General features: G+C 44.2%; 26 protein-coding genes. 7 read left to right on the top strand and 19 right to left on the bottom strand.

Annotation, left to right across the window (positions count from 1 at the left end; genetic code table 11):
* Nucleotides 1-18: 18 nt before the first annotated feature.
* The 3 genes from BUA75_RS05950 to BUA75_RS05960 form a co-directional block, all read right to left on the bottom strand.
* The gene (locus BUA75_RS05950) at nt 19-849 is read right to left on the bottom strand and encodes a carbohydrate ABC transporter permease (protein ID WP_207549716.1); all 831 of its coding nucleotides are present in this window, start codon (nt 847-849) and stop codon (nt 19-21) included.
* Nucleotides 846-1,760 (bottom strand): carbohydrate ABC transporter permease, encoded by a 915-nt coding sequence (locus BUA75_RS05955; RefSeq protein WP_238413598.1) that lies wholly within the window; start codon nt 1,758-1,760, stop codon nt 846-848. Before BUA75_RS05955 ends, BUA75_RS05950 begins: the two co-directional genes overlap by 4 nt.
* A 116-nt stretch (nt 1,761-1,876) precedes the next feature.
* Nucleotides 1,877-3,211 carry an ABC transporter substrate-binding protein gene (locus BUA75_RS05960; protein WP_072873682.1) on the bottom strand — a complete coding sequence of 445 codons (1,335 nt, stop codon included), beginning with the start codon at nt 3,209-3,211 and terminating at the stop codon, nt 1,877-1,879.
* A 309-nt stretch (nt 3,212-3,520) separates the two neighbouring features.
* Between BUA75_RS05960 and BUA75_RS05965 the strand changes: the two genes are divergently transcribed.
* Nucleotides 3,521-4,063 carry a cupin domain-containing protein gene (locus BUA75_RS05965; RefSeq protein WP_072873683.1) on the top strand — a complete coding sequence of 181 codons (543 nt, stop codon included), beginning with the start codon at nt 3,521-3,523 and terminating at the stop codon, nt 4,061-4,063.
* A gap of 158 nt (nt 4,064-4,221) precedes the next feature.
* Here the strand turns inward: BUA75_RS05965 and BUA75_RS05970 are convergent, their stop codons facing one another.
* The 8 genes from BUA75_RS05970 to BUA75_RS06005 all read right to left on the bottom strand — a co-directional run bounded on the left by BUA75_RS05970 (nt 4,222) and on the right by BUA75_RS06005 (nt 9,956).
* Nucleotides 4,222-5,085 carry a metal ABC transporter permease gene (locus BUA75_RS05970; RefSeq protein ID WP_238413597.1) on the bottom strand — a complete coding sequence of 288 codons (864 nt, stop codon included), beginning with the start codon at nt 5,083-5,085 and terminating at the stop codon, nt 4,222-4,224.
* Between the two features lie 5 nt (nt 5,086-5,090).
* Nucleotides 5,091-5,984: a metal ABC transporter permease gene (locus BUA75_RS05975; RefSeq protein WP_072873684.1), complete on the bottom strand. Its 894-nt coding sequence runs from the start codon at nt 5,982-5,984 to the stop codon at nt 5,091-5,093.
* Nucleotides 5,974-6,825 carry a metal ABC transporter ATP-binding protein gene (locus BUA75_RS05980; RefSeq protein ID WP_072873685.1) on the bottom strand — a complete coding sequence of 284 codons (852 nt, stop codon included), beginning with the start codon at nt 6,823-6,825 and terminating at the stop codon, nt 5,974-5,976. Before BUA75_RS05980 ends, BUA75_RS05975 begins: the two co-directional genes overlap by 11 nt.
* A 14-nt stretch (nt 6,826-6,839) precedes the next feature.
* Complete coding sequence (locus tag BUA75_RS05985; RefSeq protein WP_242650253.1) at nt 6,840-7,820, bottom strand: metal ABC transporter solute-binding protein, Zn/Mn family; 981 nt, start codon at nt 7,818-7,820, stop codon at nt 6,840-6,842.
* A 207-nt stretch (nt 7,821-8,027) separates the two neighbouring features.
* A complete protein-coding gene (locus BUA75_RS05990; protein ID WP_238413595.1) occupies nt 8,028-8,594 on the bottom strand; it encodes a Fur family transcriptional regulator in 567 nt (188 codons plus the stop codon).
* Between the two features lie 302 nt (nt 8,595-8,896).
* Nucleotides 8,897-9,100 (bottom strand): hypothetical protein, encoded by a 204-nt coding sequence (locus BUA75_RS05995; protein WP_072873686.1) that lies wholly within the window; start codon nt 9,098-9,100, stop codon nt 8,897-8,899.
* A 36-nt stretch (nt 9,101-9,136) separates the two neighbouring features.
* Nucleotides 9,137-9,466 carry a hypothetical protein gene (locus BUA75_RS06000; protein ID WP_072873687.1) on the bottom strand — a complete coding sequence of 110 codons (330 nt, stop codon included), beginning with the start codon at nt 9,464-9,466 and terminating at the stop codon, nt 9,137-9,139.
* A 157-nt stretch (nt 9,467-9,623) separates the two neighbouring features.
* The gene (locus tag BUA75_RS06005) at nt 9,624-9,956 is read right to left on the bottom strand and encodes a hypothetical protein (protein WP_072873688.1); all 333 of its coding nucleotides are present in this window, start codon (nt 9,954-9,956) and stop codon (nt 9,624-9,626) included.
* Nucleotides 9,957-10,129: 173 nt separating this feature from the next.
* Here BUA75_RS06005 and BUA75_RS06010 point away from each other — a divergent pair, with 173 nt between their 5' ends.
* Nucleotides 10,130-11,350, top strand: coding sequence for a class I SAM-dependent rRNA methyltransferase (locus BUA75_RS06010; protein WP_072873689.1), 1,221 nt, complete (start codon nt 10,130-10,132; stop codon nt 11,348-11,350).
* A gap of 101 nt (nt 11,351-11,451) precedes the next feature.
* Here the strand turns inward: BUA75_RS06010 and BUA75_RS06015 are convergent, their stop codons facing one another.
* Nucleotides 11,452-11,634 (bottom strand): hypothetical protein, encoded by a 183-nt coding sequence (locus BUA75_RS06015; RefSeq protein ID WP_072873690.1) that lies wholly within the window; start codon nt 11,632-11,634, stop codon nt 11,452-11,454.
* A 168-nt stretch (nt 11,635-11,802) separates the two neighbouring features.
* Here BUA75_RS06015 and BUA75_RS06020 point away from each other — a divergent pair, with 168 nt between their 5' ends.
* On the top strand, nt 11,803-12,045 hold the full coding sequence (locus BUA75_RS06020) for a YkuS family protein (protein ID WP_072873691.1): 243 nt from the start codon (nt 11,803-11,805) through the stop codon (nt 12,043-12,045).
* A 115-nt stretch (nt 12,046-12,160) separates the two neighbouring features.
* On the opposite strand, the gene BUA75_RS06025 is transcribed toward BUA75_RS06020, so the two are convergent.
* A complete protein-coding gene (locus tag BUA75_RS06025; RefSeq protein ID WP_072873692.1) occupies nt 12,161-13,114 on the bottom strand; it encodes an ROK family protein in 954 nt (317 codons plus the stop codon).
* 42 nt (nt 13,115-13,156) lie between these two features.
* The gene (locus BUA75_RS06030) at nt 13,157-14,431 is read right to left on the bottom strand and encodes a glucose-6-phosphate isomerase (RefSeq protein WP_072873693.1); all 1,275 of its coding nucleotides are present in this window, start codon (nt 14,429-14,431) and stop codon (nt 13,157-13,159) included.
* Between the two features lie 514 nt (nt 14,432-14,945).
* On the opposite strand from BUA75_RS06030, the gene BUA75_RS06035 reads away from it, so the two are divergent.
* A complete protein-coding gene (locus tag BUA75_RS06035) occupies nt 14,946-16,166 on the top strand; it encodes a cytochrome P450 (RefSeq protein ID WP_072873694.1) in 1,221 nt (406 codons plus the stop codon).
* 17 nt (nt 16,167-16,183) lie between these two features.
* On the opposite strand, the gene BUA75_RS15855 is transcribed toward BUA75_RS06035, so the two are convergent.
* Nucleotides 16,184-16,357, bottom strand: a complete 174-nt coding sequence (locus BUA75_RS15855) for a hypothetical protein (protein ID WP_165611956.1) — start codon at nt 16,355-16,357, stop codon at nt 16,184-16,186.
* A gap of 333 nt (nt 16,358-16,690) precedes the next feature.
* Here BUA75_RS15855 and BUA75_RS06040 point away from each other — a divergent pair, with 333 nt between their 5' ends.
* Nucleotides 16,691-17,578, top strand: a complete 888-nt coding sequence (locus BUA75_RS06040; protein ID WP_072873695.1) for a proline iminopeptidase-family hydrolase — start codon at nt 16,691-16,693, stop codon at nt 17,576-17,578.
* Nucleotides 17,579-17,750: 172 nt separating this feature from the next.
* Here the strand turns inward: BUA75_RS06040 and BUA75_RS06045 are convergent, their stop codons facing one another.
* Nucleotides 17,751-18,074, bottom strand: a complete 324-nt coding sequence (locus BUA75_RS06045; RefSeq protein ID WP_207549717.1) for a hypothetical protein — start codon at nt 18,072-18,074, stop codon at nt 17,751-17,753.
* Between the two features lie 251 nt (nt 18,075-18,325).
* Between BUA75_RS06045 and BUA75_RS06050 the strand changes: the two genes are divergently transcribed.
* Entirely contained in the window at nt 18,326-18,706 is a 381-nt protein-coding gene (locus tag BUA75_RS06050) for a carboxymuconolactone decarboxylase family protein (RefSeq protein ID WP_072873697.1), read from the top strand.
* 52 nt (nt 18,707-18,758) lie between these two features.
* Here BUA75_RS06050 and BUA75_RS06055 read toward each other — a convergent pair whose 3' ends face one another.
* Together BUA75_RS06055 and BUA75_RS06060 are read right to left on the bottom strand one after the other, a co-directional pair.
* On the bottom strand, nt 18,759-19,292 hold the full coding sequence (locus tag BUA75_RS06055; RefSeq protein WP_072873698.1) for a cupin domain-containing protein: 534 nt from the start codon (nt 19,290-19,292) through the stop codon (nt 18,759-18,761).
* Nucleotides 19,289-20,275: an aldo/keto reductase gene (locus tag BUA75_RS06060; RefSeq protein WP_072873699.1), complete on the bottom strand. Its 987-nt coding sequence runs from the start codon at nt 20,273-20,275 to the stop codon at nt 19,289-19,291. Before BUA75_RS06060 ends, BUA75_RS06055 begins: the two co-directional genes overlap by 4 nt.
* Nucleotides 20,276-20,453: 178 nt before the next feature.
* Between BUA75_RS06060 and BUA75_RS06065 the strand changes: the two genes are divergently transcribed.
* Entirely contained in the window at nt 20,454-22,007 is a 1,554-nt protein-coding gene (locus BUA75_RS06065) for a M20/M25/M40 family metallo-hydrolase (RefSeq protein WP_072873700.1), read from the top strand.
* Here the strand turns inward: BUA75_RS06065 and BUA75_RS06070 are convergent.
* On the bottom strand, nt 22,004-22,849 hold the full coding sequence (locus tag BUA75_RS06070) for an alpha/beta hydrolase (RefSeq protein ID WP_083574124.1): 846 nt from the start codon (nt 22,847-22,849) through the stop codon (nt 22,004-22,006). The genes BUA75_RS06065 and BUA75_RS06070 overlap by 4 nt on opposite strands.
* Nucleotides 22,850-22,899: the final 50 nt, after the last annotated feature.

The following is a 22,899-nucleotide window of genomic DNA, read 5'->3' on the forward strand; positions in this document are numbered from 1 at the left end:
CCTGGGCGCACAAAGTTCTTATCGATTGAAACCAGCCATAATTCCCGATACAAAATTGCGTCGTAAAAACAAAAACAAGACAAGCATGGGTACAGTGGCCAGACTGGCAGCTAGCATAACCTCGCCATAATTAGGAATGGTCATTGAGTTTTCTAGCGTACTCAGTGCCACAGGAATGGTGTAAGCAGATGAAGTATTCAGGACAACCAGGGGCCAAAGCAGATTTGTCCAGGATGCTAAAAAGGCGATAATGGCTAAAGCAGAAAGGGTGGGTCTCATCAGTGGCATAACGATTTGCCAGAAAATACGGCCTTCACTCAGTCCATCTATACGTGCAGCATCTAATAACTCGCCCGGGAAACCTGCAAATGCCTGGCGCATTAGAAATACGCCGAATACATTGACCAACGCCGGAAGAATGATAGCCCACCAAGTATTGATGAGATGCAAATGGCTCATCAAAATGAAGAGCGGCACAAGCGTCACTTGCGACGGGATCATCAAGGAAATCATAATGACAATAAACAATGTTCGAGAGGCTCGAAATCGGTAGATGGCAAACGCATAACCGGCCATTGCAGAGAGAACCACAGCAATGGCTGTAGAGAAAACCGCAATAAAGAGACTGTTGCCAATCGCTTGAAAGATATTGACATCGGTGTTGTGGATAAGTGCCTGAAAATTCGCCGCCAGCGCTGAACCTATCCATAGATTGTGATCTCCGCTAAGGATTTGCTCCGTTGAATGTGTAGATGAGATAAACATCCAATAGATAGGATAGACAGAAGCAATAAATCCGAGGATTACGACTGCATGCAAAAATAAATCCGCAAACATTCGCCGAATCACCAAGCATCCCCTCCTCTTGCGACGCGAAATTGAAGGAGTGACAAAATACCAATCAAAATCGCTAAAACAAACGCCACTGCGGACGCATATCCAAAATGAAATTGTTGAAAAGCAACTTGGTAGAGGTACAGAACAGGCGTCATGGTAGCATTATCTGGGCCGCCAGAAGTCAAAATAAACGGTTCTACAAACAATTGCAGTGTTCCAATGGTGGAGAGAACAGATTCAAATACGAGAATGGGTAAAAGCATGGGAATGGTGATGGACCACCATTGACGAATTGAGCCAGCTCCGTCTACACGCGAGGCCTCATACACTTCATGCGGTATACTCTGCATACCGCCCAGCAAAATGACTACATTGTACCCTGTCCAATGCCAAGTGAGGGCTATCATGATGGCTACTTTAGCAGCAACTGGATGAAGGAGCCAATCGATGGGCGCCACACCAAAGATTCCTAAAATATGATTGATAATGCCATGCTTTTCGAGCAAAAAAGAAAAAATGAGTGAGTAAGCTACCATGTCAATGAGAATGGGAACAAAAAAACCAAGCTGAAAAAAGGCTCGGAATTTAAGCCTCCGGGAATTTAAAAGCGAGGCAAAAATAGCAGCCAAAATCAGCATAACAGGTACTTGAATGACAAGAATCACAACGACGTTCAACAAAGCGTGCCAGAACTCTGTATCGGAAAAAAGCTTCTGATACTGGAATAAACCGCGGAAAACCAATGCGCCACCCTGCCAACTGGAAAGACTGACCCATGCGGCATAGAGAATGGGACCCACTAAAAAAATGGTAAACACTATGAGAAACGGTAGAAGAAACAGATAGGGGGCCGCCAACCAACGCTTCTGCTTAAACTCCTTTTCCATACGGAGTCTTGTGGAATGTGAGGTATCAATCGCCATATCATCCTCTCCTTTAGATTGCCTTCTTGAAGACGCTGACCAAGCGTTGAAAGCTCATGGACTGCAAACAACGCTTGGCATCGCGCCTGTTGATGATAAAAAGATTTCTCAACTCATCAAGAGCCAGAAGCTATTTTCGCCCCCGTCTGGTTGGCTATCTGTTGCGCGGCGTTATTCAACGCTTGCGCCGCTGGTTCATTTTGTAGCACAGCCTGTTGGAAAACGTTCAGTAGAATACTGTGGGCTGCTTCAAAATTTGCCGTATGGTAAGCAGGAGAAATATTGGGGACTTCGTTAGCAGCCATTTGGAAAACTTTTTGTCCACCAAAGAATGACAGCGACTGAGAGATCAGTGGATTATTTTGATAATAGGGCTCATAAGACGGGAAAATACCATATTTCATCGAAACATTCAGAGCCTGTCGATTCGTCATACAAAATTCAGCAAACGAGAGTGCGGTTCTGGGATGAGGAGTGTTTTTGGAAATGAGCAAATTCGATCCACCAAGATTGGCTGCGTGATTCCCATTGGCACTAAACGCCGGAGTGGGGAAAACTCCCCATTTACCAGCCTGATTGGGAGCCGACTGCTCAATTGTGCCCACATACCAAATGGCGGCTGGTGCTGTAGCTATCTGGTTGTTGACAAATAACTGTATGGTATCGTTCCAAGCATTCGCGTAAGGTACCACATCCAAGAGACCATCCTGGTACATTTTTTTCATCGTGGTTAATGCTCTGACACCGGCAGCGTCGTTGACAGTAATTTGTCCTTGCTTGTTAAAAATAAATTTGCCCTGTTCATTCATCATCATTTTAAAAAGCCCGGTCGATCCGCTTCCCCAAGCGGTCAACTTAACTTTGTCTCCAAAGTGTTGCTTGAGTTTCAAGCCTGCTTGGATATAGTCGTTCCAAGTCTTTATATCTTTCACATGAATACCCGCTTCTTTAAACAAATCGCGACGGTAAAAAACCATACTCGACCCAATATCCCAGGGAATTCCGTATATTTGTCCGTTATAGGTAAGAGCCGCCCATTTGGCTTCTGGAAAATCGCCTTCAATATTCTTAATCTGATTGGTAATGTTTAAAAAAGACTGTGGAAACTTGTTCAGAAAACTTGGCGCCATACTGGACTCGATACTCATAATATCCGGCACACCAGAACCAGAGGCTAATTCCGTGTTCAATTTAGTATAGGTATTGGTAGGACTGTCTTCGACTATCACGTGAATTTGCACATTGGGATGGGATTGTTCATACAACTTGGCATCTTCCTGCAACGTATTGGCAGCCACATTCCAGCTCATAACTGTCAATTGAATAGGCGAGTGAGCATTTCCTCCACCCTGTCCGCCAGAACCATTTGATGCCGATCCACAACCTGTTACCAAGCCGAGAAGACCTAACGACGCAGATCCAACACTCAACCAACGTAATTTTTTTTTCATACAAATCCCCCTTCATACTTGTTCACAAAAATAATTACCATTAATTTCATGGTTTCGAGTTCACATCGCAAATAAGACATCTCCTGTTATGGATATGGTTTCGAAACCACACTTCTTGCAAAAACAATCCATCCATCAGAAAACGCTTTCTTTCAGTTGAGAGCATTTTACCTCATTTTTTACTGTTGTCAATAGAATCTGATAAATTCAAAGTAAGGGTTCACTTCTTCTGGACATTCGCCAAACACACCTTTATCATAAAGCGAAAACTTAGATTCCCAAGATTCCTAAGGAGGCCAATACCCCATTATGGCAACCATACATGTCAGAAACTCAGGTGAAACCATTCAGAAAGAACGAGAAGTACAATCGTTTCTTGAAAGCAACGGTGTTTTCTATACACACTGGAACACAGAAAAACTTCCCGCAGAATTACGCAACCAATTTCAATTGGACGATGGCGATAAAGCCGCTATACTAGAGGCTTTCGCAGAAGATATTCAGCATCTGGCAAACACGCGCGGATATCGTTGGTGGGATGTTATCTCACTCTCCGAAAGCACACCAGATTTACCTTCCCTCTTACAAAAGTTTGAACAAGTCCATACTCACGCAGAAGATGAGGTGCGAGCCATTGTCTCCGGCAGTGGAGTTTTTATTATCAAAGGAAAAGGTGAGGTCGGTTATTTTGATGTGTTTCTAAAGGCGGGTGACGTTATCTCTGTGCCTGAAGGCAATCCCCACTTCTTTACATTGACTGAGGAAAAGAAAGTTGTCGCTGTGCGCCTTTTTGTAGAAGAGTCAGGCTGGATTGCCACACCTTTTGAAGATCCATCTTTTATCCGTAACTAATCATTCACATCCGATCTGAAAAGAACATACAATGAGAGTGTCGGAAGAAAAAGCATGGGCAACTATCCACACAGCGCCCGGCACTCTCTTTGCTGATGGTTCCGGACGCTGTGTTTTCTATAGATGCAAGTCATCTGCTGTTTTATATCCACATCCCTTCACATCTCAGCAGGCTGACGGTGTGCTTTGGGAAAGATGGCCCGGCGGCGAGCTGTAGCAAATCGAGCCAGAAAATAGGCAAAAGCAGAAAGTGAGGCCACAAAAAAACCTACTGGCCAGCCTGTATCAAAGGATAACAAAATCGATAACCATACGGATGCCAATGAAATGACGACCGATAAAATCATGGCCATGCCTGGCCGCTTCGCCAAATAGCTAGCTGCTGCAGCTGGAGCCACCATGAGAGAAAAAGTCAATAAAGCCCCCACAATAGGAACCGTGACCGCTGAGGTCAACCCTACGAGAAAAAGAAAAACCATCTCCATCCTACGAACAGATAAACCACGTGCTTGAGCAGACTCTGGTAATACAGATACATAGAGCAAGGGACGATAAACCAAGAGAAGGATAATGATGGACACCAATCCAATGATAGCTGTATCGCGTACTTCAGCCGGAGTGATACCCAGTATCTCACCAAATAGGAGAGAATAGATTTCTGGAGCGTACATATCACTAAGATTTAAAAACAAGGCCCCTGAGCCAAGCAAAAAAACGAGTATTAAGGCAATGACCACATCATGGCGTCCACGCCGTCCCAACCAACCTATAGCTAAAGCACCAGATACACTAAATACCGTCAATCCCCAAAGCGTATTGATTCCAAGCAGGGCAGCGGCGGCAGCTCCCGCAAATCCTCCTTTCGGCAATGCGTGCGATGCAAAAGCCGTACCGCGCAGAATGACAAAAAAACCAATCATCCCTGCCAATACCGCTACTATACTTGCCCCTTCCCAAGTGCTAAGCATAAACGGATCGCGAAAAACACCCGGAGCGAAAAGAAAATGCCACACGGACCACATAACCTTCACCCCTCTTGTAGGACTTTCTTCCCGCGACGTGTTCCCATACGCAAACGCAGATGAGAAAGGATATAAAGCAAGAGAATAATACTGGCAATAAAAAAGCTGACCGGCCAACCTCGGTTGACAGGCGGCCAATTATAGCTGTCATAAGCCAACAAAATTCCCATCCAACTTGAAAAAATACCTATCATACTGGCAACTAGCATTGCTTTTCCAGGACGATGGGTAAAGCGAATGGCTATAGCTGCTGGGCCAATGAGTAACGCCGTGCTGAGCAAAGCTCCAACTACAATGGCAGATTGTTCGACAGCCATGGCTAAAGCTGACATGAAGAGAATACTGATGAGACGCGCCGGCACACCTTTTGCACGTGCCAAATCCACATTCAATGAACTAAAAAGCAAGGGGCGATAAATGATAAATAATAGCAACACTGCTAATCCATCAAAGCAAAGTACAAAAGGCAAAAGCGACGGATCGACCAAGAATACGGAACCGAAAAGAATGGTCATGGGTGCACCGGTTGTATTTCGATAGGTAGTATCAAAATAGAGAAAAAGCGCGCCAATCCCCAAAATCAATGAAAGAACGACACCTGTTGCAATATCACGTTCTTTAGCACGTTTTCCCAGAGTATCCATGATGGCACCGGCAATCAAACCAACACCCAGAAAACCCCAAACGGCATTCAGCCCTGCCAGAAAAGCACCTGAAGCACCTGTTGTTCCAAAATCTCCTAGCGCATGACCGGCGAACGATTGACCGCGAACGACTGCAAAAACACCTACCATACCTGAAACAACTGCAACTGCAGCACTCATAGAAAGTGCCCGCCAAACAGCCGAACTGGAAAAGAAACCAGGTGCAAACAGGGTATGCCAGAGGCTATTCAACATGAGTAAGCGCCTCGTCCCATACTGAAATTGATTGATTAACTGGCAATGGGGCTTCTCCCCCAACCACTAAAATTCTGCCTTGAACACGAATAACTTCAACATCATATCCATACAGTTGACTGAGCACATGACTTTGAACAACCTCATCCACGGAACCCATAGCCGCTCTGCCCTCTGCCAAATATACAATTTTATCCATCGCTCCTAGCAACGGATTCATATCGTGAGCTACTAACAGGATAGCCAAATTCTGTTCTCTGGAAATTCGCGACACCAATCGAACAACTTCATGAGCGCTGCGAATATCCAGATTGGAGAGCGGCTCGTCTAGCAACAATAATTTGGGTTGAGTCAACAGGGCTTGGGCAATCAGCAGACGCTGTTGTTCACCGCCAGATAACTTTCCAACAGGTGCGTTTGCATAACGCAAAGCATCAACCGCTGCGAGTGCTTCGTCCACAGCAGCCCACCGTTTGCGACTGGGCAGCGGTATGCCCCAGCGGTGTCCATCAAGACCAAGAGCCACCAAATCTCGCGCCGACATGGGGGTATCGGGATCGAGTGAAATTTTCTGCGGCACATATCCCACTCTTGAATTGCCACGATGAATGACCTTGCCCTCCATTTCAACCTTGCCGGCATCAGGTGGCTGAAGTCCAAGAATCACTTTGAGCAAAGTGGTTTTCCCGGCTCCGTTTGGACCAATCAGTCCAACAAAATCTCCTGCCTGAAGTTCCAGGGAGATGTTATCCAGTACCCTGCGAGAACCAAACCGTACACTCACCTGCTTGACCGTCAAAACTGGATCTGGTGCAGTATTCGCTACCGAACGGAGATACATAGGTATCCTCCTCATCAAGACAGAGTTTGTGTAGATTGATGATAGACAAGCGCTTTTTGCAAATCTTTGACTTCCTTCAGCATCCAGGAGGCATATGAGTACCCTGGCGGCATCGTTTCATAGACACCAACAACTGGCACATGATGCTGCTCAGCAAGAGTTAATAATGATTGAGTGAGCGGATCGACCACCTGTTGATTGTAGAGAAACACTTTCACTTGGTGATATTTCAACAGGTTTTGTTCTGTCTGAACATCTTGCGGCGCTGGATCCGTACCATTCATGATGGCAGCCTGTAGGGACCAGGGGGTACGGATGTCCATTCCTGCGGCCTGCAACATATAGTCAGCAACAGGCTCTGTCACAGCTACGGGCGATCCGGCGTATTTTATTTTAAGTTGCTTTATTGCGTTATACCAAGGTTGCAATGAAGCGTCAAATTTTTTCACATTATCTTCAAAGTATTTCTTGTGCGCAGGCATCAGCTGTTCTAAATCAGCAGCAATAGCTGCGGCTACGCGCGGCATGGTGGACGGATTATACCAAAGATGGGGGTTTGACGTTTGATTCGGCAAACCCAGCAAATTTTGCACCTCTATCACTTTGCGGTTGGCGTTTGGAGAAGCTGATTCTAATTTATTCATAAAACTGTCGTATCCCAGTCCGTTCTGTACAATCAATTGCGCGTTCGCAATTTCAGCAGCCACTTGTGGACTGGCTTCAAACGTATGCGGATCGGTATTGGGATTACTCATGATAGCCGTAACAGAGACATAACGGCCACCAATCTCAGAGATAACGTTGGCATACTCATTTTCTGCTCCAACTGCTGTAATAGTTTGTTGAGTTGGACTGGTTGCTGAGCCATGAGCAGAAGAACTCGATATCGAGGGTGACTGCGTACCACAACCGCTCAGCACCAGAACGCTACCCAACAGCACGGATGATATAAAGAACCCTTGCCGCTTGCTTTTCATTATGCTTTGAATTTTCATCTCCATGTCTCTCCTTATCTTACTAGGATACCCCTAAATCGTAATTGAAATCATTCCGAATTGGAGTATATCAAGACCATTTCGATTTGTAAATAGGAATGGTTACGAATTAACGAAAACACCTATTCCTATAAGGCAAGGAATTTGCAAACGACACTAAAAAGCCTCTGTCCATTCAACTGGACCAGAGGCCACAAAAGCTGCAATTTATTCACTCTTCTTGGCTTGGCAGGCTGCGCATATGCCATACACTTCAAATCGATGGTTCACTACCCGAAATCCATTGGGAAGCTCAGGGAGCCAACTCATTGGGCAATCTTCGAGAGGTGTGATACTTCCACATTCCAAACAAACCAGGTGATGGTGATGGTGTTTATCACAGGTCAACCGATAACGCATCGCGTCTTCGCTAAACTCCATCTCCTCCAGCACACCAAGTTCCCGAAGTAAAGTCAGCGTTCGATAAATAGTATCGTAGCTCACGTTTGGATACGTCTCTCGTACATTTTCATATACGTCTTTCGCGGTAAGAAATTTGTCTTCATGATTGACAAAATAGTCAATGACCATCTGTCTTTTACCTGTAAATTTATATCCTGCGTCTTTAAGCTGTTGGAGTACTTCTTGACTTCGATTCATTTGCACCACCCGCCCATACGCTTCTAATTTACACTCTAACACGAAATATTGACGATAACCAGAAACGGCCACAAGCTTAAAATTTGAAAAAGCCTCCAATTCCACTTTAAATTGTGGAAATGGAGACTTTTTCATGTCGTCAATCTCAATCTCAGCGAGGCTACATCCGTCTCAATATGAATTACCGAAGCCCCATTGTTGAATCATAAGACAAATTCGACGATTTAAACTTTTTTAATAAGCAGCCGCACCCGCTGCAGCAGGAACAAACAGGAAGAAAAGAACAAAGATAATCAAAAACACAACAGCCCAACGAGTATAACCTCCGAATACTCCATACATATCAGTAGCATCTCCTTTTCCTTGGGATGCTTTACTGTATGTCGAAGTTCTACGGAGGGTCGGGGCGAATGCCCGGAAAGGCGAGCCCGCTTTTATCAGGAAATTTCAATCTCACGCATTTCCGGCACAAAAGGTCTGCCTTCCGCCTCACGTTCACGCAAAAATTGCTGAATCAACCGTTTACAATCAGTAATAGCGTGCCCTTTATTCTGACGTAACACTCGACACATAGGAATCTCTGCGCAAGTGGCCAAAATCATACCATCAGGCATCTCAAATATAGAAATATGTAGCTTCATTGATTTTCCTCCTAGCCTTGACTTACGTTCTCCGCCTCAGGCTGTGGACGATCCGGTTTGAGCCTTGAGCAATACAGAAATATGTTGAATTTCACACATCTCCAATGTCTGATCGAGATCGCGCGCAAGCTCTTCCTCAAATCGTATAATTTCTTCATCCAATAACATTCTCTCAAACCATAGCTCATAGTTCAACAAGAGATGGATAGCATCTATTTTGGCGGGGCGAATACGCAGAGGTACGCCCAGTACACGATAATTGACATGCGCACAAACACGTAAAAGGAGCACCTCGAGAAGACGGCGCTCGCGCTCCGTCCAATAGGTGCCCGGATCTGTAACTTGCAACTGAAGCATCGAAACCATTGCTAAGCTCCCTTGGTTTGGTTCGACCGATGCATAAATAAGACTACACCCGTCCCCATTCTTGAGGATATTGTACAATGATTTGCGGAGTTCGTGGACTAGAGAATGATGTTAATAGATACTAATTATTACATATCAAACACTCTTGATGACAAATTTATCTTTTCTGCCGTTGCTTTTGCCTACCCTCCACAATCCAATCGTGCAGTTGAATACCGTCATCCTTACCCTCAACATAATGACCGTAAGGTGCGACATAGGCTATGGGCCACCCTCGTTCCACGGCTTCTTCCAACACCTGCTGAGGACTGCCATGTCCAGGAATCGGATGTCCTTTGCCTGTGATATCTACGGCCCAATAGTTGTTAGCCGGATGTCCTTCCGGAACAACTGACCAATCCCCTGTATAGCTGTTGATAATTGGCAAATCCTCTGCGCGAAAATGAAAACCGAGATCGGACAAAGTCGTATGATGCTCCTCAGTGCTCAAATGAATTCCTCCTCGTTTAGAAGTCCTGTACAGTCCCCACAGAAAAACACATTCTTTGTCCATAGTATCCTCGAGCAATCGTTATCCATGCTGGAGGAGTTTGGCGAATGGTTTGCGTTTGCGGGCCAAACATGAGAGCATGAAACATATTCTTCATACGGAGCGTGAAAAGATTGAATGTCGGATTAAAACTATTTCTGCGTAGAGATCGGCGAAAGCGATTGGAGGCAGGAAATCCATGGATATTTCGTTCGGAAGTTGAAAAATGGGAAGGCGAACCATATCCTGGTAAATATGCTCATGTATACAATCATCAGGGTGTTTTTTTAGCCGCTGCTTATGTCAATCCCCAATCACAAATCTTCGCCAGAGTACTGAGTTACAATCCTCAAGAAGTCATTGACGAAGAGTATTTCATAAAACGTTTGCTGAGAGCCAAACAGCTTCGCCAACAATTGCTTCGCGATGACAGCGAAGGGTATCGTTTAGTTTATGGAGAGGCAGACGGCCTTCCAGGTTTAATTGTAGACGTTTATAAGGACGTTCTTACTGTACAGTTACTGACAGCCGGAATGGATTTGAGGCGAGATTTGATTTTGTCTGCTCTACAAAATGTTTGTCAACCCCGCGCAATTGTTTGGCGCAATGATGCGAGTGTAAGGCGATTAGAGGGGCTCTCGTTGGAAAATCAAATGGCTTATGGCCATTTGGAGGGACCTGTTGAAATCTTAGAAAATGGACTGAGATTGGAAGTTGACGTACTTGGCGGTCAGAAGACGGGTCATTTCTTCGATCAACGCGAGAATCGCCGGGCTATCCGCCCCTACGTTCAACCGTCTGATTTCGCGCCACAAGGTGCGCGTATGCTTGATTGTTTTTGTCATACCGGAGCTTTTACCGTTCATGCACTGGCATATGGTGCCAGCCATGTGACGGCAGTTGACATCTCCCATCATGCTCTTGAAGCCGCCAGAAGAAATCTTACTCTCAATGGCTGGGCAGAGCGCGCAGAACTTGTGGAGGCCAATGCGTTTGACTTTCTGCGCAAACTAGAACAGGATGGCCAAGAATTTGACGTAGTTTTGCTCGATCCCCCCGCTTTTGCAAAATCCAGGCAAGCAGTGAACGGGGCGCTTCGCGGTTATAAGGAAATCAATTTGCGTGGCATGCGACTGTTGAGAGAAGGTGGATTTCTCTTGACTTGCAGTTGCTCTTACCATGTATCCTCCGATATTTTCCAACAAGTGGTACTTGAGGCTGCTACAGATGCTCATAAAATCCTCCGGCAAATAGAGTTTCGTGGTGCAGGACCGGATCATCCATATTTAGCTGCCCTACCGGAGGGCAACTATTTAAAGTTTGCCGTGTACCAGGTGACCTCTCGTAAAGCGTGAAGCTACATGAAAACGAATGCGGGCGGTTTGCCTAAACAACCGCCCGTTCATCCTATTCCCAATTTGCAATCCAGTTCATTTTGAATAACTTGATGCTACATTTATGCTTCTTCCTCTTCATCTTCTACCACAGTGTGCTCTCGCACAATATGCGTATACTCATAACCGTGCGTACAATGCTGACAATGAACGCGCACCACATGTTCACCTACTGGAGCCGACACGTGGTTTATTTTTCCACAACGTGGACATTCAGAATCAAACTCCCAATGTTCGTGTTTCATATAAGCGCCCCCCGTCATTAGCCGAGTCCTGATTATTCTACAACAAGAAGGGCCGCCAGAGATAGTACCTAAAAAAGAGCGCATAATCCTCTTTAAGTAAGGCAAACTGGGGTTGTCACGATGAAGACGTGACTTTTGGAAAGAATGTGGTCGATGAGGAGGGTGCACATGAAAAAAGTGGCTGTGGAACAAGGATTGACTCCCGTGAAACAGTACCTCAGTGCGCAAGGCTGTCAGGTCATTGACGCAAAAACCAGTGACAGCAAAGCCCAAGATGCTGCAGTCATGGTGGTCAACGGTTGCGACAAGAACCTGATGGGTATGCAAAGCGTCACCCAGAACATCCCCATTATTTCTGCTGACGGTCTATCACCTGAAGAAGTCTATCATCGTGTACAAAGTTATTTTTAATGGGCTTTTGCCACAGGAAAGGCAGCTTATCCCAGAGTGGATAGGCTGCCTTCCTTTTGCACTTCTATAGTCATTTTTTCGATCTCGATTCTAATCTCAGACCTTTTAGTTTTCCTTACAAAACCGAATTCTCTAAAGCCGCTCCCTGAATGGCTAGACGCGCTGCCCCTAGCATTCCAGCGCGTGAACCGAGTGTGGCGGGTAGTAACTCGCAAGAACGATAGACACGTTGCAACGCGTTCGCCGCAAAAGATGCCCGCAGAGGATCCATAAGCGCATCTCCTGCATTCACCAAACCTCCTGCAATCACAATTTTATCAGGATTGAGCAAATTGGCTGCGATTCCAAGCCCTACGCCGAGCCAATTCACCAGTTCTTGAATGACTTGCTGAGCATCACGATGACCTGCCTTTGCCAAAGCAAAGATTTCTTCAGCGTTCGCCGTGCCACCTGAAGGTGAATGTAGCCCATGCGCCACTCCCATGTTCACCAGAGCTGTAGCAGAGGCAAGCGTCTCTAAACAACCATGGCGCCCGCAGTTACACAAAGGTCCGCCCGGCTTTACGGTAATATGGCCAATTTCTCCAGCCATAGTAGAGACACCTCGATAAATTTGTCCATCTAATACGATACCGCCGCCGACACCCGTACCTAGAGTTACACACAAAACGCTCTTTGCGTTTTGCCCTGCCCCTTGCCACGCTTCGCCCAATGCAGCTATATTGGCATCATTGTCAAGGTAAATAGGCAGATGAAGTGATTCAGAAAGCAACTGAACAATAGCTACATTCCGCCAATGTAAATTGACGGCTTCTTCTATATATCCATGCTCCACATCAAGAAATCCAGCCAACCCCACGCCGACTGACAAAACATCTGTTAGTTGGCATCCCGATTTTTGCAACAACTTGATAAACTGCTCGTATAAACGTTGTACAAAACGTTCAGGTCCATCTTCCGCATCAGTCGGATAGCTGACGGCTGTCATCACTTCGCCTGATACCGATACTATAGCCGCCTTTACATTGGTTCCCCCAACATCCACTCCGAGGACAACTTGCTCGCTCATTCAGCTACCCCATTCTCCCAAAATAATGTTTACGGAACATTATTATACTAAACGACGACGCATTTCTTGCTTATAAGCTTCAACTCCTGGCTGATCAAAACCATTGATGCCAAGTAAATATCCACCAAATGAGCAGGCTATTTCAAAGAAATATACCAACTCTCCAAACAATCTTGGTCGATTACCCTCCGCATGCAACAACAGATTCGGAACACCTGCATCTGTATGTGCTTTAATAACAGAAGCTACAGCTACCTGTTGTAGTTCAGAAAATGACTTACCAGACATATAGTTACTCTTTTCATCTAGTTCTCCTGGAAGTGTAATAGAATGCGCCGTATCTGTAAAATGAACATCTAATACGGTCTCCAACAACATTTTTCGCGCATCCTGGACATATTGGCCCATAGAGTGTAAATCCGTCGTATATTGCAGCATCGTTGGGAAAAGTCCTATCCCATCTTTGCCTTGACTTTCACCGAATAGTTGCTGCCACCAGCCAGCAAAATGTGCTGCCTGCGGTTCATAAGTCACAAGCGCTTCTGCGGCAAAGCCCTGGAGATACAGGAAATGCCGGATCATAGCATATACATAAGCAGGATTCTCAAGAATCGTCTGCTGGCGAAGCTCATCATACGCTTCTGCTGCCCCTGCCATGACTTCATTTACTGGCAGACCTGCAATCATCATGGGTAATAAACCCACTGCCGTAAGTACGGAGTAACGTCCACCAATATCCCTTGGAATCGGCAATGTCACATAACCGCGATCGCCCGCAAACTGACGTAATGTGCCGCTCTCCGGATCTGTTACGGCGCATATGCGCTCAGCTGCTCCTTTACCATATCTTTTCTCCAGATAATCTCGCAAAGTATGAAAAGCGGCGGACGGTTCCAATGTTCCTCCTGACTTAGAAATAACAACCACGGTAACCTCATGCTCATCTAATATAGAAAGCAAATCTCCAATATACGATTCACTGAGCTGGTTTCCTGCAAAAAGTACACGCATTTGATCAGCTTCACTTGCAAAATTGGATTGCATCATGGATAAAGCGGCCCGCGCTCCTAAATAGCTACCACCAATGCCGATGACCACTGTAACATCGGATATGGCTCGAAAGCGTTGGGCGATAGCTTCCATTTGTTGCATCAATCGATGATGATCTTCTGCTGGCCAATGCAACCAACCTTTGCTGCCCTTATGTACATTCATATCCCACAACTGTTTGTGTGCCAGTTCACCAATCGACATGAATTGTGTCAGCTGAGTGTTGGTCACCCATTTTTCAACTGGAGTTTTGTCAAGTCGAATCATTTTTGGCATCCCCTCTCAATAGCGGATCAATCCGCTGTTCCATTTTCATTTAGCCAGTTCCATTGGATGTATACCACATGGACAACTGAAAAATATGTTTCCAGTGTATCCTAAGGATTTCATTCTTACCACGCTAACGTAGAGCCAAGACATGCGCATAAAAGGATGAAACAGGAGTAGCGACCCCGTCTGTCTATGGACAGAGGGGCCGCTACATCATGTTGTAAGGTCCTGCACTAGTGATTTTTTAGCTACCACACCCTCAACTCGAAGTTTTCGTGCTGTTGGAAGTGATATCTTTTATCATCACTCATCACCGTCCCTTACGCCACTTATCATGTCCCTTCTTCTAGAGCAATATGCATGGTGCTACACGTCTTTTGGGACGCAATTATTTGAGAACGGTTTGTATGAACTTAGAAATGGTTCGCAAACTAAAGTGGAACTTGGGGCCAATGATTCCTCAGAATTCACATCACACGACCCATATCTAAATCAAGGGAGACGATACAAGATGTCTACAGATATTTTGCAAAGACCGTTAGGATTACAACCAGTGAACGGACTATCAAGTCAAGAAGCTCGTATCAACCCATTTCCTTTTTTTCAACGAATGAGGGAAATCAACGCCGTTCGATATGACAACGCCAGAGAAGCTTGGGATATTTTCCGTTATCAGGATGTCAAAAGAATATTGACAGACAACGAAAATTTTTCTTCTCTTCGTCCCGATCAACAAGTACCCTTGATGGTTAGTTTAATTTCAAAAGATCCGCCAACGCATACACAGTTACGATCTCGTATCGAAAAAATCTTGAATCCTCAATTTTTAGAAACACGCTTATCTCAATTAGAGTCCAGTGTAGACACCTTGCTTCTTCATACTGTACCACGTGGAGAAATGGAATTTATTCACGATATCGCCGAACCTTTACCTTTCATGGTGATCGCTCGATTACTGGGTATTCCTGAATCAGACTGGCCAAATATCAGACGTTGGGCAAAACAATTACACGCAAATCCGCATTGGGATATAGACGCTGCAAAAATTAATGAAATTCGCATGATCCAGAATCAAGCACGCAAAGATACTTTAGATTATTTCCAATCTCAACTTAAGGATCGACTTGGCAAACCTCAAGATGATTTGTTGACAATGCTCGTTACTCATGACACTCAAAGCGAAGCATTGAACATCAATGAAGCGACAGAATTCTGTTTGCTTATGTTGACTGCCGGTCTACAAAGCGCGACCCTGTTTTTGGGAAACGTCATGCGTCGCTGGGTTGAAGAGCCCTATTTGCAAGAAATGCTGCGCCAAGAACCACAAATTCTAGGAACCATGATTGAAGAATTATTGCGTTATTATCCTCCCATGTTGGCTACTACACGTTACGCCATCCATGATGTACAAATCAATAGACTTAGCATTCTTCGTGGAGCCAGAGTCGTTGTCTGGATAGGTTCCGCCAATCGTGACGACGAAGTTTTTGAACAAGGTGAGAAGTTTCAGCCGAAACGCCAACCCAATCCTCACCTTTCATTCGGAAGTGGCATTCATGCTTGTTTAGCTTCCTTTCTTGTACGTCAGTTAGCCAGCATTGTTCTTCCTAAATTTAACAAGACAATGGAAAGTATTCACTTAATACCTGGACATGGACTAACCCCTATCCAACATAATTTCTTTTTTGGTGTAGAAAAACTACCAATACAATTTCTTCCTAACTTGCCATGAAAATTCCCGATATCGAGTTATGGTTGTAACACGCGATAGGTAATAACTAGTTCTTTTTTTAAGCGTTTCACATCTACAATTCGAATTTCTGATTTGGCCACACGCTCCTGCAACATGCGTAGCAGGAGCTGATTTTGCGCCTCATCCGTATGCGAGAGAACCACCGTCTGAAATACTTTTGTCTCCATCATCATGAACACCCTTTTTCAAACGTTCGCATATAAAAATGGCTATTTATTCAATGTTTATCTTTAGTTTAGGGGAAATGATATCAACCTGTCATCTGTATTTGTTAGATAAACTAACAATTTTAAGCTATTTATTTCTTTTAGTTCTGATTTCCTTCGTTCATCCATACACATTTGTTATATATACTTACATATATCACTTTTTGTAATAATTTTTATAAAATTTTAAATATTTAATCTCTCCTTAGCTTAAAATAAGAGTACAAACACTATATACGTGCTTCTTGATTCTCAATCCAAAAATGAATTTTGTTTACACATGAAAGGAGCAAGAACATGTCACGATACGCATCATCTAAAATTATTCAACTTTCTAACGGATATCATGTATGGACACGCAGAGTTGGAGAGAGTCCCATCAAAATGCTTTTACTACATGGAGGACCCGGTTCAACACATACATATATGAAAATTTTTGAAAATTACCTCCCGCCTGCAGGCATAGAAATTTATTTTTATGACCAACTCGGTTCTTATTGTTCCGATCAACCGGATGATATCTCACTTTGGAATGTAGAGAGATTTTGCGAAGAAGTCGAAGAGGTAAGAACAGCTCTCGGTCTAGATCATTTTTACTTATGCGGTCAGTCTTGGGGTGGATTTTTGGCTATTGAATATGCTTTGCATCACGGCCATCACCTCAAGGGACTCATCATATCCAACATGGTAGCCAGCATTCAATCGTATATGGATTATATCCATATACTACGCAAACAATTGCCCATAGAAGTACAAAAAAATCTTGAATACTACGAAAATAAGGGTGAATATGATGCCCCGGAATACCAGGATTTATTATTCAAATCCCTTTACCGTAAACACCTATGCCGCCTGGATCCCTGGCCCAGTGATGTTCAGCATGGATTTGCTCTCATGAACAACCAAGTTTACAATACCATGCAGGGACCTAATGAATTTGTAATTACCGGAAATTTTAAGGATTGGAACCGTTGGGAAGATCTCGCTCATATCCACACACCATGTCTAGTAATAGGTGCTCGTTACGATACTATGAATCCGAATGATTTAATAGAAATGGCCCGGCGCATGCCAAATGCACAATCACATATTTGTGAAAATGGTAGCCATTTGGCAATGTGGGATGATGCAGAATCCTATTTCTCAGCTATTCAGCAATTCATCTCAAAAGTAGAGGAAAATTAGTATTACTGACAAACTTTCCCGGTTATGCCGGGGTTTTACTATTTTACATGGGTTTGAATCCATTATCGATGAGGGGGTGGACTATCTCATATAAGCTGATTGCTTTGTTAAAATCCAAAATCACTTGAGATAATTAAGTAAATTTTAGACAAATTCAAACCATGATTTTAGTTTAATTAGCATGCTTTAGAATATATATGTCTTTCTCCATAATGCCAATTCGACCAGCAAAAAAATCCATAGACCTCTCTACTTTATCAAAGCGTTCATTCAAAGAATGTATTTGAGCACTCATTATCTCTTGTCCATGACGCAACGCTAAGCAAATGTCTATCAACTCGTCAATACGATTTCCCTGATGGTCTATCCTGGTTTCCGCAGTATCCATTCTGGATTCCAAATTCTCCAACCGAGCTTCTACATTCTCTAACCGAGCTTCTACTTTATCGAGTCGTCTATCTATCTCATCAAACCGATATTCTATTCGCTGTTCCATACCAACGAGAAATTCTCTTAATTCGGCATCCAACACCTGTCACCTCGCTTTCATCGAGATTCTAATCGCATTATATAGATAAACCTACCGACCGTCGATAATGCATTGTAAAATAAAATCTATGGCTGTTCATCTTTCATTTGCATCATCATTTTGTATCTCTTTATATTTGGGCTAATCAATCAGATGTGTAAAACATTATCACTACGGGAAGAGTATCAATTATCTGGAAAACTCAGGAGGTATCAGCTTTGTATAATAGCGAACAATTAGAATCAAATGGTTACGTACAAGCTTCGATTGAAGATTTTAAATCAGGAGTCGGTTGGTTCCGCAAACAACTCCCTAATATCGGGAAACAATATATGGCCTTTACAAGCGCTTGTTTTACCGCCGGAACTATCCCAGAACCTATCAAACATCTCATAGCTCTAGGGTTAGCTATGCAAATTCAAGACGAATATTGCATTATGTATCACGCTGATGCCGCCTTGAAAACCGGCGCAACCCCTGATCAATTAGTAGAAACCATTGCAGTATGTGCAGCATTTGGAGGAGGGGCCGCATTATCACAAGGTGCCACTCTGATACAAGAAGTCCTGCGTGAGCACGAGTCAAGAAAAATACAATAAGCAAAGCTATGAGGCCGATCTCGTCGTAAAGCATCGAGATCGGCCTCATGATTTAACCACCGAGTTTTTCAATAATATCGCGGTGGTAAGGAAAATTTTTCAACAATTCAATGTGACCCAACAATTGAAAATCCTGAAAATCAAAACCAGGTGTAACCATACATCCCACCAGAGCAAAAGCATTTGGATTTTCGTCCATAACATAGGCACCAAAAATTGTTCCCCTTGGCACCAATATCTGTGGGAATTGGCCTGCCTGAATATCGAGCCCAAGGTGATGGTCAATACGTTTTCCATCTGAATCAATAGTTACAATACAAACAGGACTGCCTGCATGAAAGTACCACATTTCATCCGCGTTTAATCGATGGAATCGAGAAACATCACCAGATGGCAACAAAAAATAGATACTAGTCGCCGATCTTCTACGCCCCTGAACGGGTATTGACCAATGCCCAGCCTCAATCCAGAGCTCAGGTTGGTATATTTCTTTGTAAAATCCGCCCTCTGGATGAGGCACCATGCCAAGTCCATCAATATACACTTTAGCTTCTGAAGATATCCGATTTGCATCCGATGATTTCATCGATTCACACTCTTCATTGTTGCGCTTGGATAACGTTCACCGGCTGCGACTCCTTGTGGCGCAATGCGTTCAATCTCTTCTAATTCCGCTGGAGTAAGCTGGATGTTTATTGCAGCCACATTTTCACGCAGATACTCCTGACGCTTCGTTCCCGGAATAGGAACAATATCGTCTCCGCGTGACAACAGCCAAGCTAACGCCAGTTGAGAGGGCGTGCAACCTTTTTGTTGAGCGAGTAATTCTATTTTGTGAACCAAATCCAAATTTTTTTGGAAGTTTTCTCCCTGAAATCGTGGTGAATTTCGACGGTAATCATCTTTCGGCAAATCTTCGAACGTTTTGAATCGCCCTGTCAAGAATCCCCGGCCAAGCGGGCTGTAGGCTACAAAACCAATCCCTAACTCGCGACAAACGGGAAGTATCTCATCTTCAACATCTCGACTCCAAAGAGAATACTCTGTCTGCAATGCCGAAATGGGATGCACGGCTTGAGCACGACGTAACGTTGCGGCAGACGCCTCAGACAACCCGAGAAAACGAACTTTCCCTGCCTTGACTAAATCCGCCATGGCACCTACCGTCTCTTCAATCGGCGTATCAGGATCGACTCGATGTTGATAATAGAGATCGATGGTCTCTACTCCAAGCCTTCGGAGACTAGCGTCACACGCTTCCTTCACATACTCAGGACGCCCGTTAACACCAAGAAAAGCACCCTCCTTGCTTCTTACATTGCCAAATTTAGTAGCTAATACAACCTCTTGACGTCGAGTTTTTAATACTTTTGCCAATAGTTCCTCATTTTGACCTACACCATACATATCTGCTGTATCCCAAAAATTGATACCCAACTCAAGAGACAATTCCAAGGTGCGAATGGACTCAGCCTCATCTCTACCACTGTAAAAATCCGACATACCCATACAGCCAAGACCAAGCTCAGACACTTCGAGGCCCTGATTGCCTAATTTGCGTGTTTTCATATTTCATTCCTCCTGATATCCAGCCACTCACTTACCAAAATAAAGTTTATCATTTTTCCAACTCTCAACCAAACTTCAGCCTTTCCTTAACAACACTTCATATACAACAATTTAATCCTGTTACAATGAAAACACATATTAACAATGGAGTTCATTCTCATAGGAGATGTGAAAAGGGATGACCGAATTATCTACATTGACCAGAAAATTAACTCTCGATTTGACCGCCATTCCCTCCGTGAACGGAAGCTCTGGCGAAACAGCAATTATTGAATTTTTATATCATCGGTTGAAACGGCTGCCTGCAGTACAAAAAGGCAAGGTAAAACTATTTCTAATTCCCAGTATGGACGATCCGCTTTTCCGTCCTACACTGATTGCCCACTATAGCGGTACGGGTAAACAGGGGTTGCTACTTTTTGGTCACACCGATACAGTTGGCACAAATGACTACGGTCCTTTCGAATCCCTTGCTCATCGTCCGTTGGAATTGACAGAACTTGCAAAATCAGGTGCACTTGGAGAAGCGGCAGCCAAACGTGCCTCGAGTGGAAGATTCTTGTTTGGGCGAGGAATTTTGGACATGAAATCAGGTGTAGCAGCAGCTTGTACTGTTTTTGAAAAAATGGTGGAAGCATCCATAGATATGCACTTGTTTTTTGCAGCTACACCTGACGAAGAAGTCGGATCACGAGGAGCCAAAACTTTAAGTCGTTGGTTAGAGGACTATACAACCAATCACAACATTCATTTACAATGGGTCTTAAATACAGATTATACTGAACAACCCAAAGTTGGAGACCCGTATCCCATTTATGCAGGAAGTATTGGCAAATTGCTCCCTGCTGTGTATGTACGCGGTCTGCCAAGCCATGCCGCTGAACCAGAACATGGAATTGATCCGAATTATCTCTTATCCAGGATTACTCAAAAATTGGTTTATTGTTCAGACTTAGTAGATGCTACAGAAAACGAACGTTGCCCATTACCTGTTTCCCTTTACCAGCGAGACGACAAACCATTCTACGACGTACAAACAGCCATCTCAGCTAGCGCTTATTACAATCTTTTTCATATGACTCGTTCGCCCTCCGAACAACTCAAACGAATCTCTGAGCTAATCGAGGAAGAAATGAATAACACAATACTACATTTACATTCCTTGCAAGCCAGTCAAGTACTCCCAGAAAAAATACCCGTCTATACTTATGAAAACATTTGGAATCACGCCTCTGAAGAAGTTCGCTCAGATACCCTACGTTACAGTGAATCGTTGACTCTCAGTGTAGAATTGCGGGAGCGTTGTCGATTGATGGTAGATTTTTTAATTCAACGTGGAAATTTTAAGGGACCGCTCATCGTTGTCTATTTTGCCAACGGACTGATTCCCAGAGTCAATACGCCTTCCTTGATGCAAAATCGATTCTGGCCGATTGTGGAACAGTTTTCTAGAGAAACAAAAATCCCTTACTTTTGCCGCACTTACTTTCCTTATATTTCCGATCTTAGTTTTCTCAGTCAGTCCCCAGACTGGGAGGATGAAACGTTTGCAAAGAATTTTCCTGCCCAATCCTACGCTTCACCAGGGACGACCTTACAGACTGCCACATTTATGATAGGTACAAGCGGTGTTGGCGCTCATCGTCCCGATGAATCTGTTGACGCAGTCTATACTTTTGAGACGCTCCCAAAACTGTTGGCACACATTGTCCAATCACTAGAAACGCATTAGGAAGGTAACGGCGAAGGATAAGTCTCTCTATGGATTTGAGCTCCTGGTATATGCTCTTCCAGCCAACGAAGCCAGTCGTGAAAAATTTCCAAACGATTCGGTTCATTAAACAACTCATGGTAACAGTCAGGGTACTCGCGATAAGTCTTGTCAGCCGCCTGCAACCGCTCAAAGCCAGCGCGGCTGGCTATAACAGAAACAACGCGATCGGCGCCTGCCTGCATCCAGAGAACTGGAATCTCTAGCTTTATATCCTTCCTTCTACAGGTATCCATTGCCTTAAAAAACTCATGGAGAAAACGAACGCTTGCTTTTTTCAACACTCTCTGTTCGTTGGTGTAAGCATGCTGAATTTCTAAATTGCGAGTGACATCCTTAGCTTGAATACGTGTCGATAAACGCAGGCGGGGCATGGTAGAACTGAGCACTCCAGCTAGGCGTAAAGTCAATTTGGAAATCGGAATGGCCACATCCAGAGCAGGAGAACTGAGCGTGACAGCACTTAAGGCAGTTGGTTTCTGTAATTCTTGCAAATAGCGAAGAACGATCAAACCACCCATGCTGTGACCGAAAAGGACAATAGGTAATTTAGGAAATTGTGCCTGCAAGCGCAGTAAATCGTTTTCCAAGACAAGTAAATATTCTCTGAAATCTTCTAAGTGACCAAGAATGCCAAATCCCCCATGTCCCGGCAAATCGCCCACCCAAACGGTATATTGTGCATGATATAACTGGTCAACGAGCCAACCGTAGCGTTCCGCATACTCTCCCATGCCATGAACAATGAGAACAACCGCACGCGCACCAGGATGCACGCGCAGCAATTCAGTTCGTTTTTCCAAGTTTCATCTCTCCTTATCAAGGAGCTTATCTCTCAACATTAAATATCTTT

Source organism: Alicyclobacillus tolerans (genome assembly GCF_900142255.1).
GTDB classification, from domain to species: Bacteria; Bacillota; Bacilli; order Alicyclobacillales; family Alicyclobacillaceae; genus Alicyclobacillus_I; species Alicyclobacillus_I tolerans.

Excerpts from the sequence above, each read along its gene's own strand:
- BUA75_RS05955 (WP_238413598.1), bottom strand. The coding sequence starts at position 1,760 with ATGGCGATTGATACCTCACATTCCACAAGACTCCGTATGGAAAAGGAG.
- BUA75_RS05960 (WP_072873682.1), bottom strand. The coding sequence starts at position 3,211 with ATGAAAAAAAAATTACGTTGGTTGAGTGTTGGATCTGCGTCGTTAGGT.
- BUA75_RS05965 (WP_072873683.1), top strand. The coding sequence starts at position 3,521 with ATGGCAACCATACATGTCAGAAACTCAGGTGAAACCATTCAGAAAGAA.
- BUA75_RS05970 (WP_238413597.1), bottom strand. The coding sequence starts at position 5,085 with ATGTGGTCCGTGTGGCATTTTCTTTTCGCTCCGGGTGTTTTTCGCGAT.
- BUA75_RS05975 (WP_072873684.1), bottom strand. The coding sequence starts at position 5,984 with ATGTTGAATAGCCTCTGGCATACCCTGTTTGCACCTGGTTTCTTTTCC.
- BUA75_RS05980 (WP_072873685.1), bottom strand. The coding sequence starts at position 6,825 with ATGTATCTCCGTTCGGTAGCGAATACTGCACCAGATCCAGTTTTGACG.
- BUA75_RS05985 (WP_242650253.1), bottom strand. The coding sequence starts at position 7,820 with ATGAAAATTCAAAGCATAATGAAAAGCAAGCGGCAAGGGTTCTTTATA.
- BUA75_RS05990 (WP_238413595.1), bottom strand. The coding sequence starts at position 8,594 with ATGAAAAAGTCTCCATTTCCACAATTTAAAGTGGAATTGGAGGCTTTT.
- BUA75_RS05995 (WP_072873686.1), bottom strand. The coding sequence starts at position 9,100 with ATGAAGCTACATATTTCTATATTTGAGATGCCTGATGGTATGATTTTG.
- BUA75_RS06000 (WP_072873687.1), bottom strand. The coding sequence starts at position 9,466 with ATGGTTTCGATGCTTCAGTTGCAAGTTACAGATCCGGGCACCTATTGG.
- BUA75_RS06015 (WP_072873690.1), bottom strand. The coding sequence starts at position 11,634 with ATGAAACACGAACATTGGGAGTTTGATTCTGAATGTCCACGTTGTGGA.
- BUA75_RS06020 (WP_072873691.1), top strand. The coding sequence starts at position 11,803 with ATGAAAAAAGTGGCTGTGGAACAAGGATTGACTCCCGTGAAACAGTAC.
- BUA75_RS06025 (WP_072873692.1), bottom strand. The coding sequence starts at position 13,114 with ATGAGCGAGCAAGTTGTCCTCGGAGTGGATGTTGGGGGAACCAATGTA.
- BUA75_RS06030 (WP_072873693.1), bottom strand. The coding sequence starts at position 14,431 with ATGATTCGACTTGACAAAACTCCAGTTGAAAAATGGGTGACCAACACT.
- BUA75_RS06035 (WP_072873694.1), top strand. The coding sequence starts at position 14,946 with ATGTCTACAGATATTTTGCAAAGACCGTTAGGATTACAACCAGTGAAC.
- BUA75_RS15855 (WP_165611956.1), bottom strand. The coding sequence starts at position 16,357 with ATGATGGAGACAAAAGTATTTCAGACGGTGGTTCTCTCGCATACGGAT.
- BUA75_RS06040 (WP_072873695.1), top strand. The coding sequence starts at position 16,691 with ATGTCACGATACGCATCATCTAAAATTATTCAACTTTCTAACGGATAT.
- BUA75_RS06045 (WP_207549717.1), bottom strand. The coding sequence starts at position 18,074 with ATGGAACAGCGAATAGAATATCGGTTTGATGAGATAGATAGACGACTC.
- BUA75_RS06055 (WP_072873698.1), bottom strand. The coding sequence starts at position 19,292 with ATGAAATCATCGGATGCAAATCGGATATCTTCAGAAGCTAAAGTGTAT.
- BUA75_RS06060 (WP_072873699.1), bottom strand. The coding sequence starts at position 20,275 with ATGAAAACACGCAAATTAGGCAATCAGGGCCTCGAAGTGTCTGAGCTT.
- BUA75_RS06065 (WP_072873700.1), top strand. The coding sequence starts at position 20,454 with ATGACCGAATTATCTACATTGACCAGAAAATTAACTCTCGATTTGACC.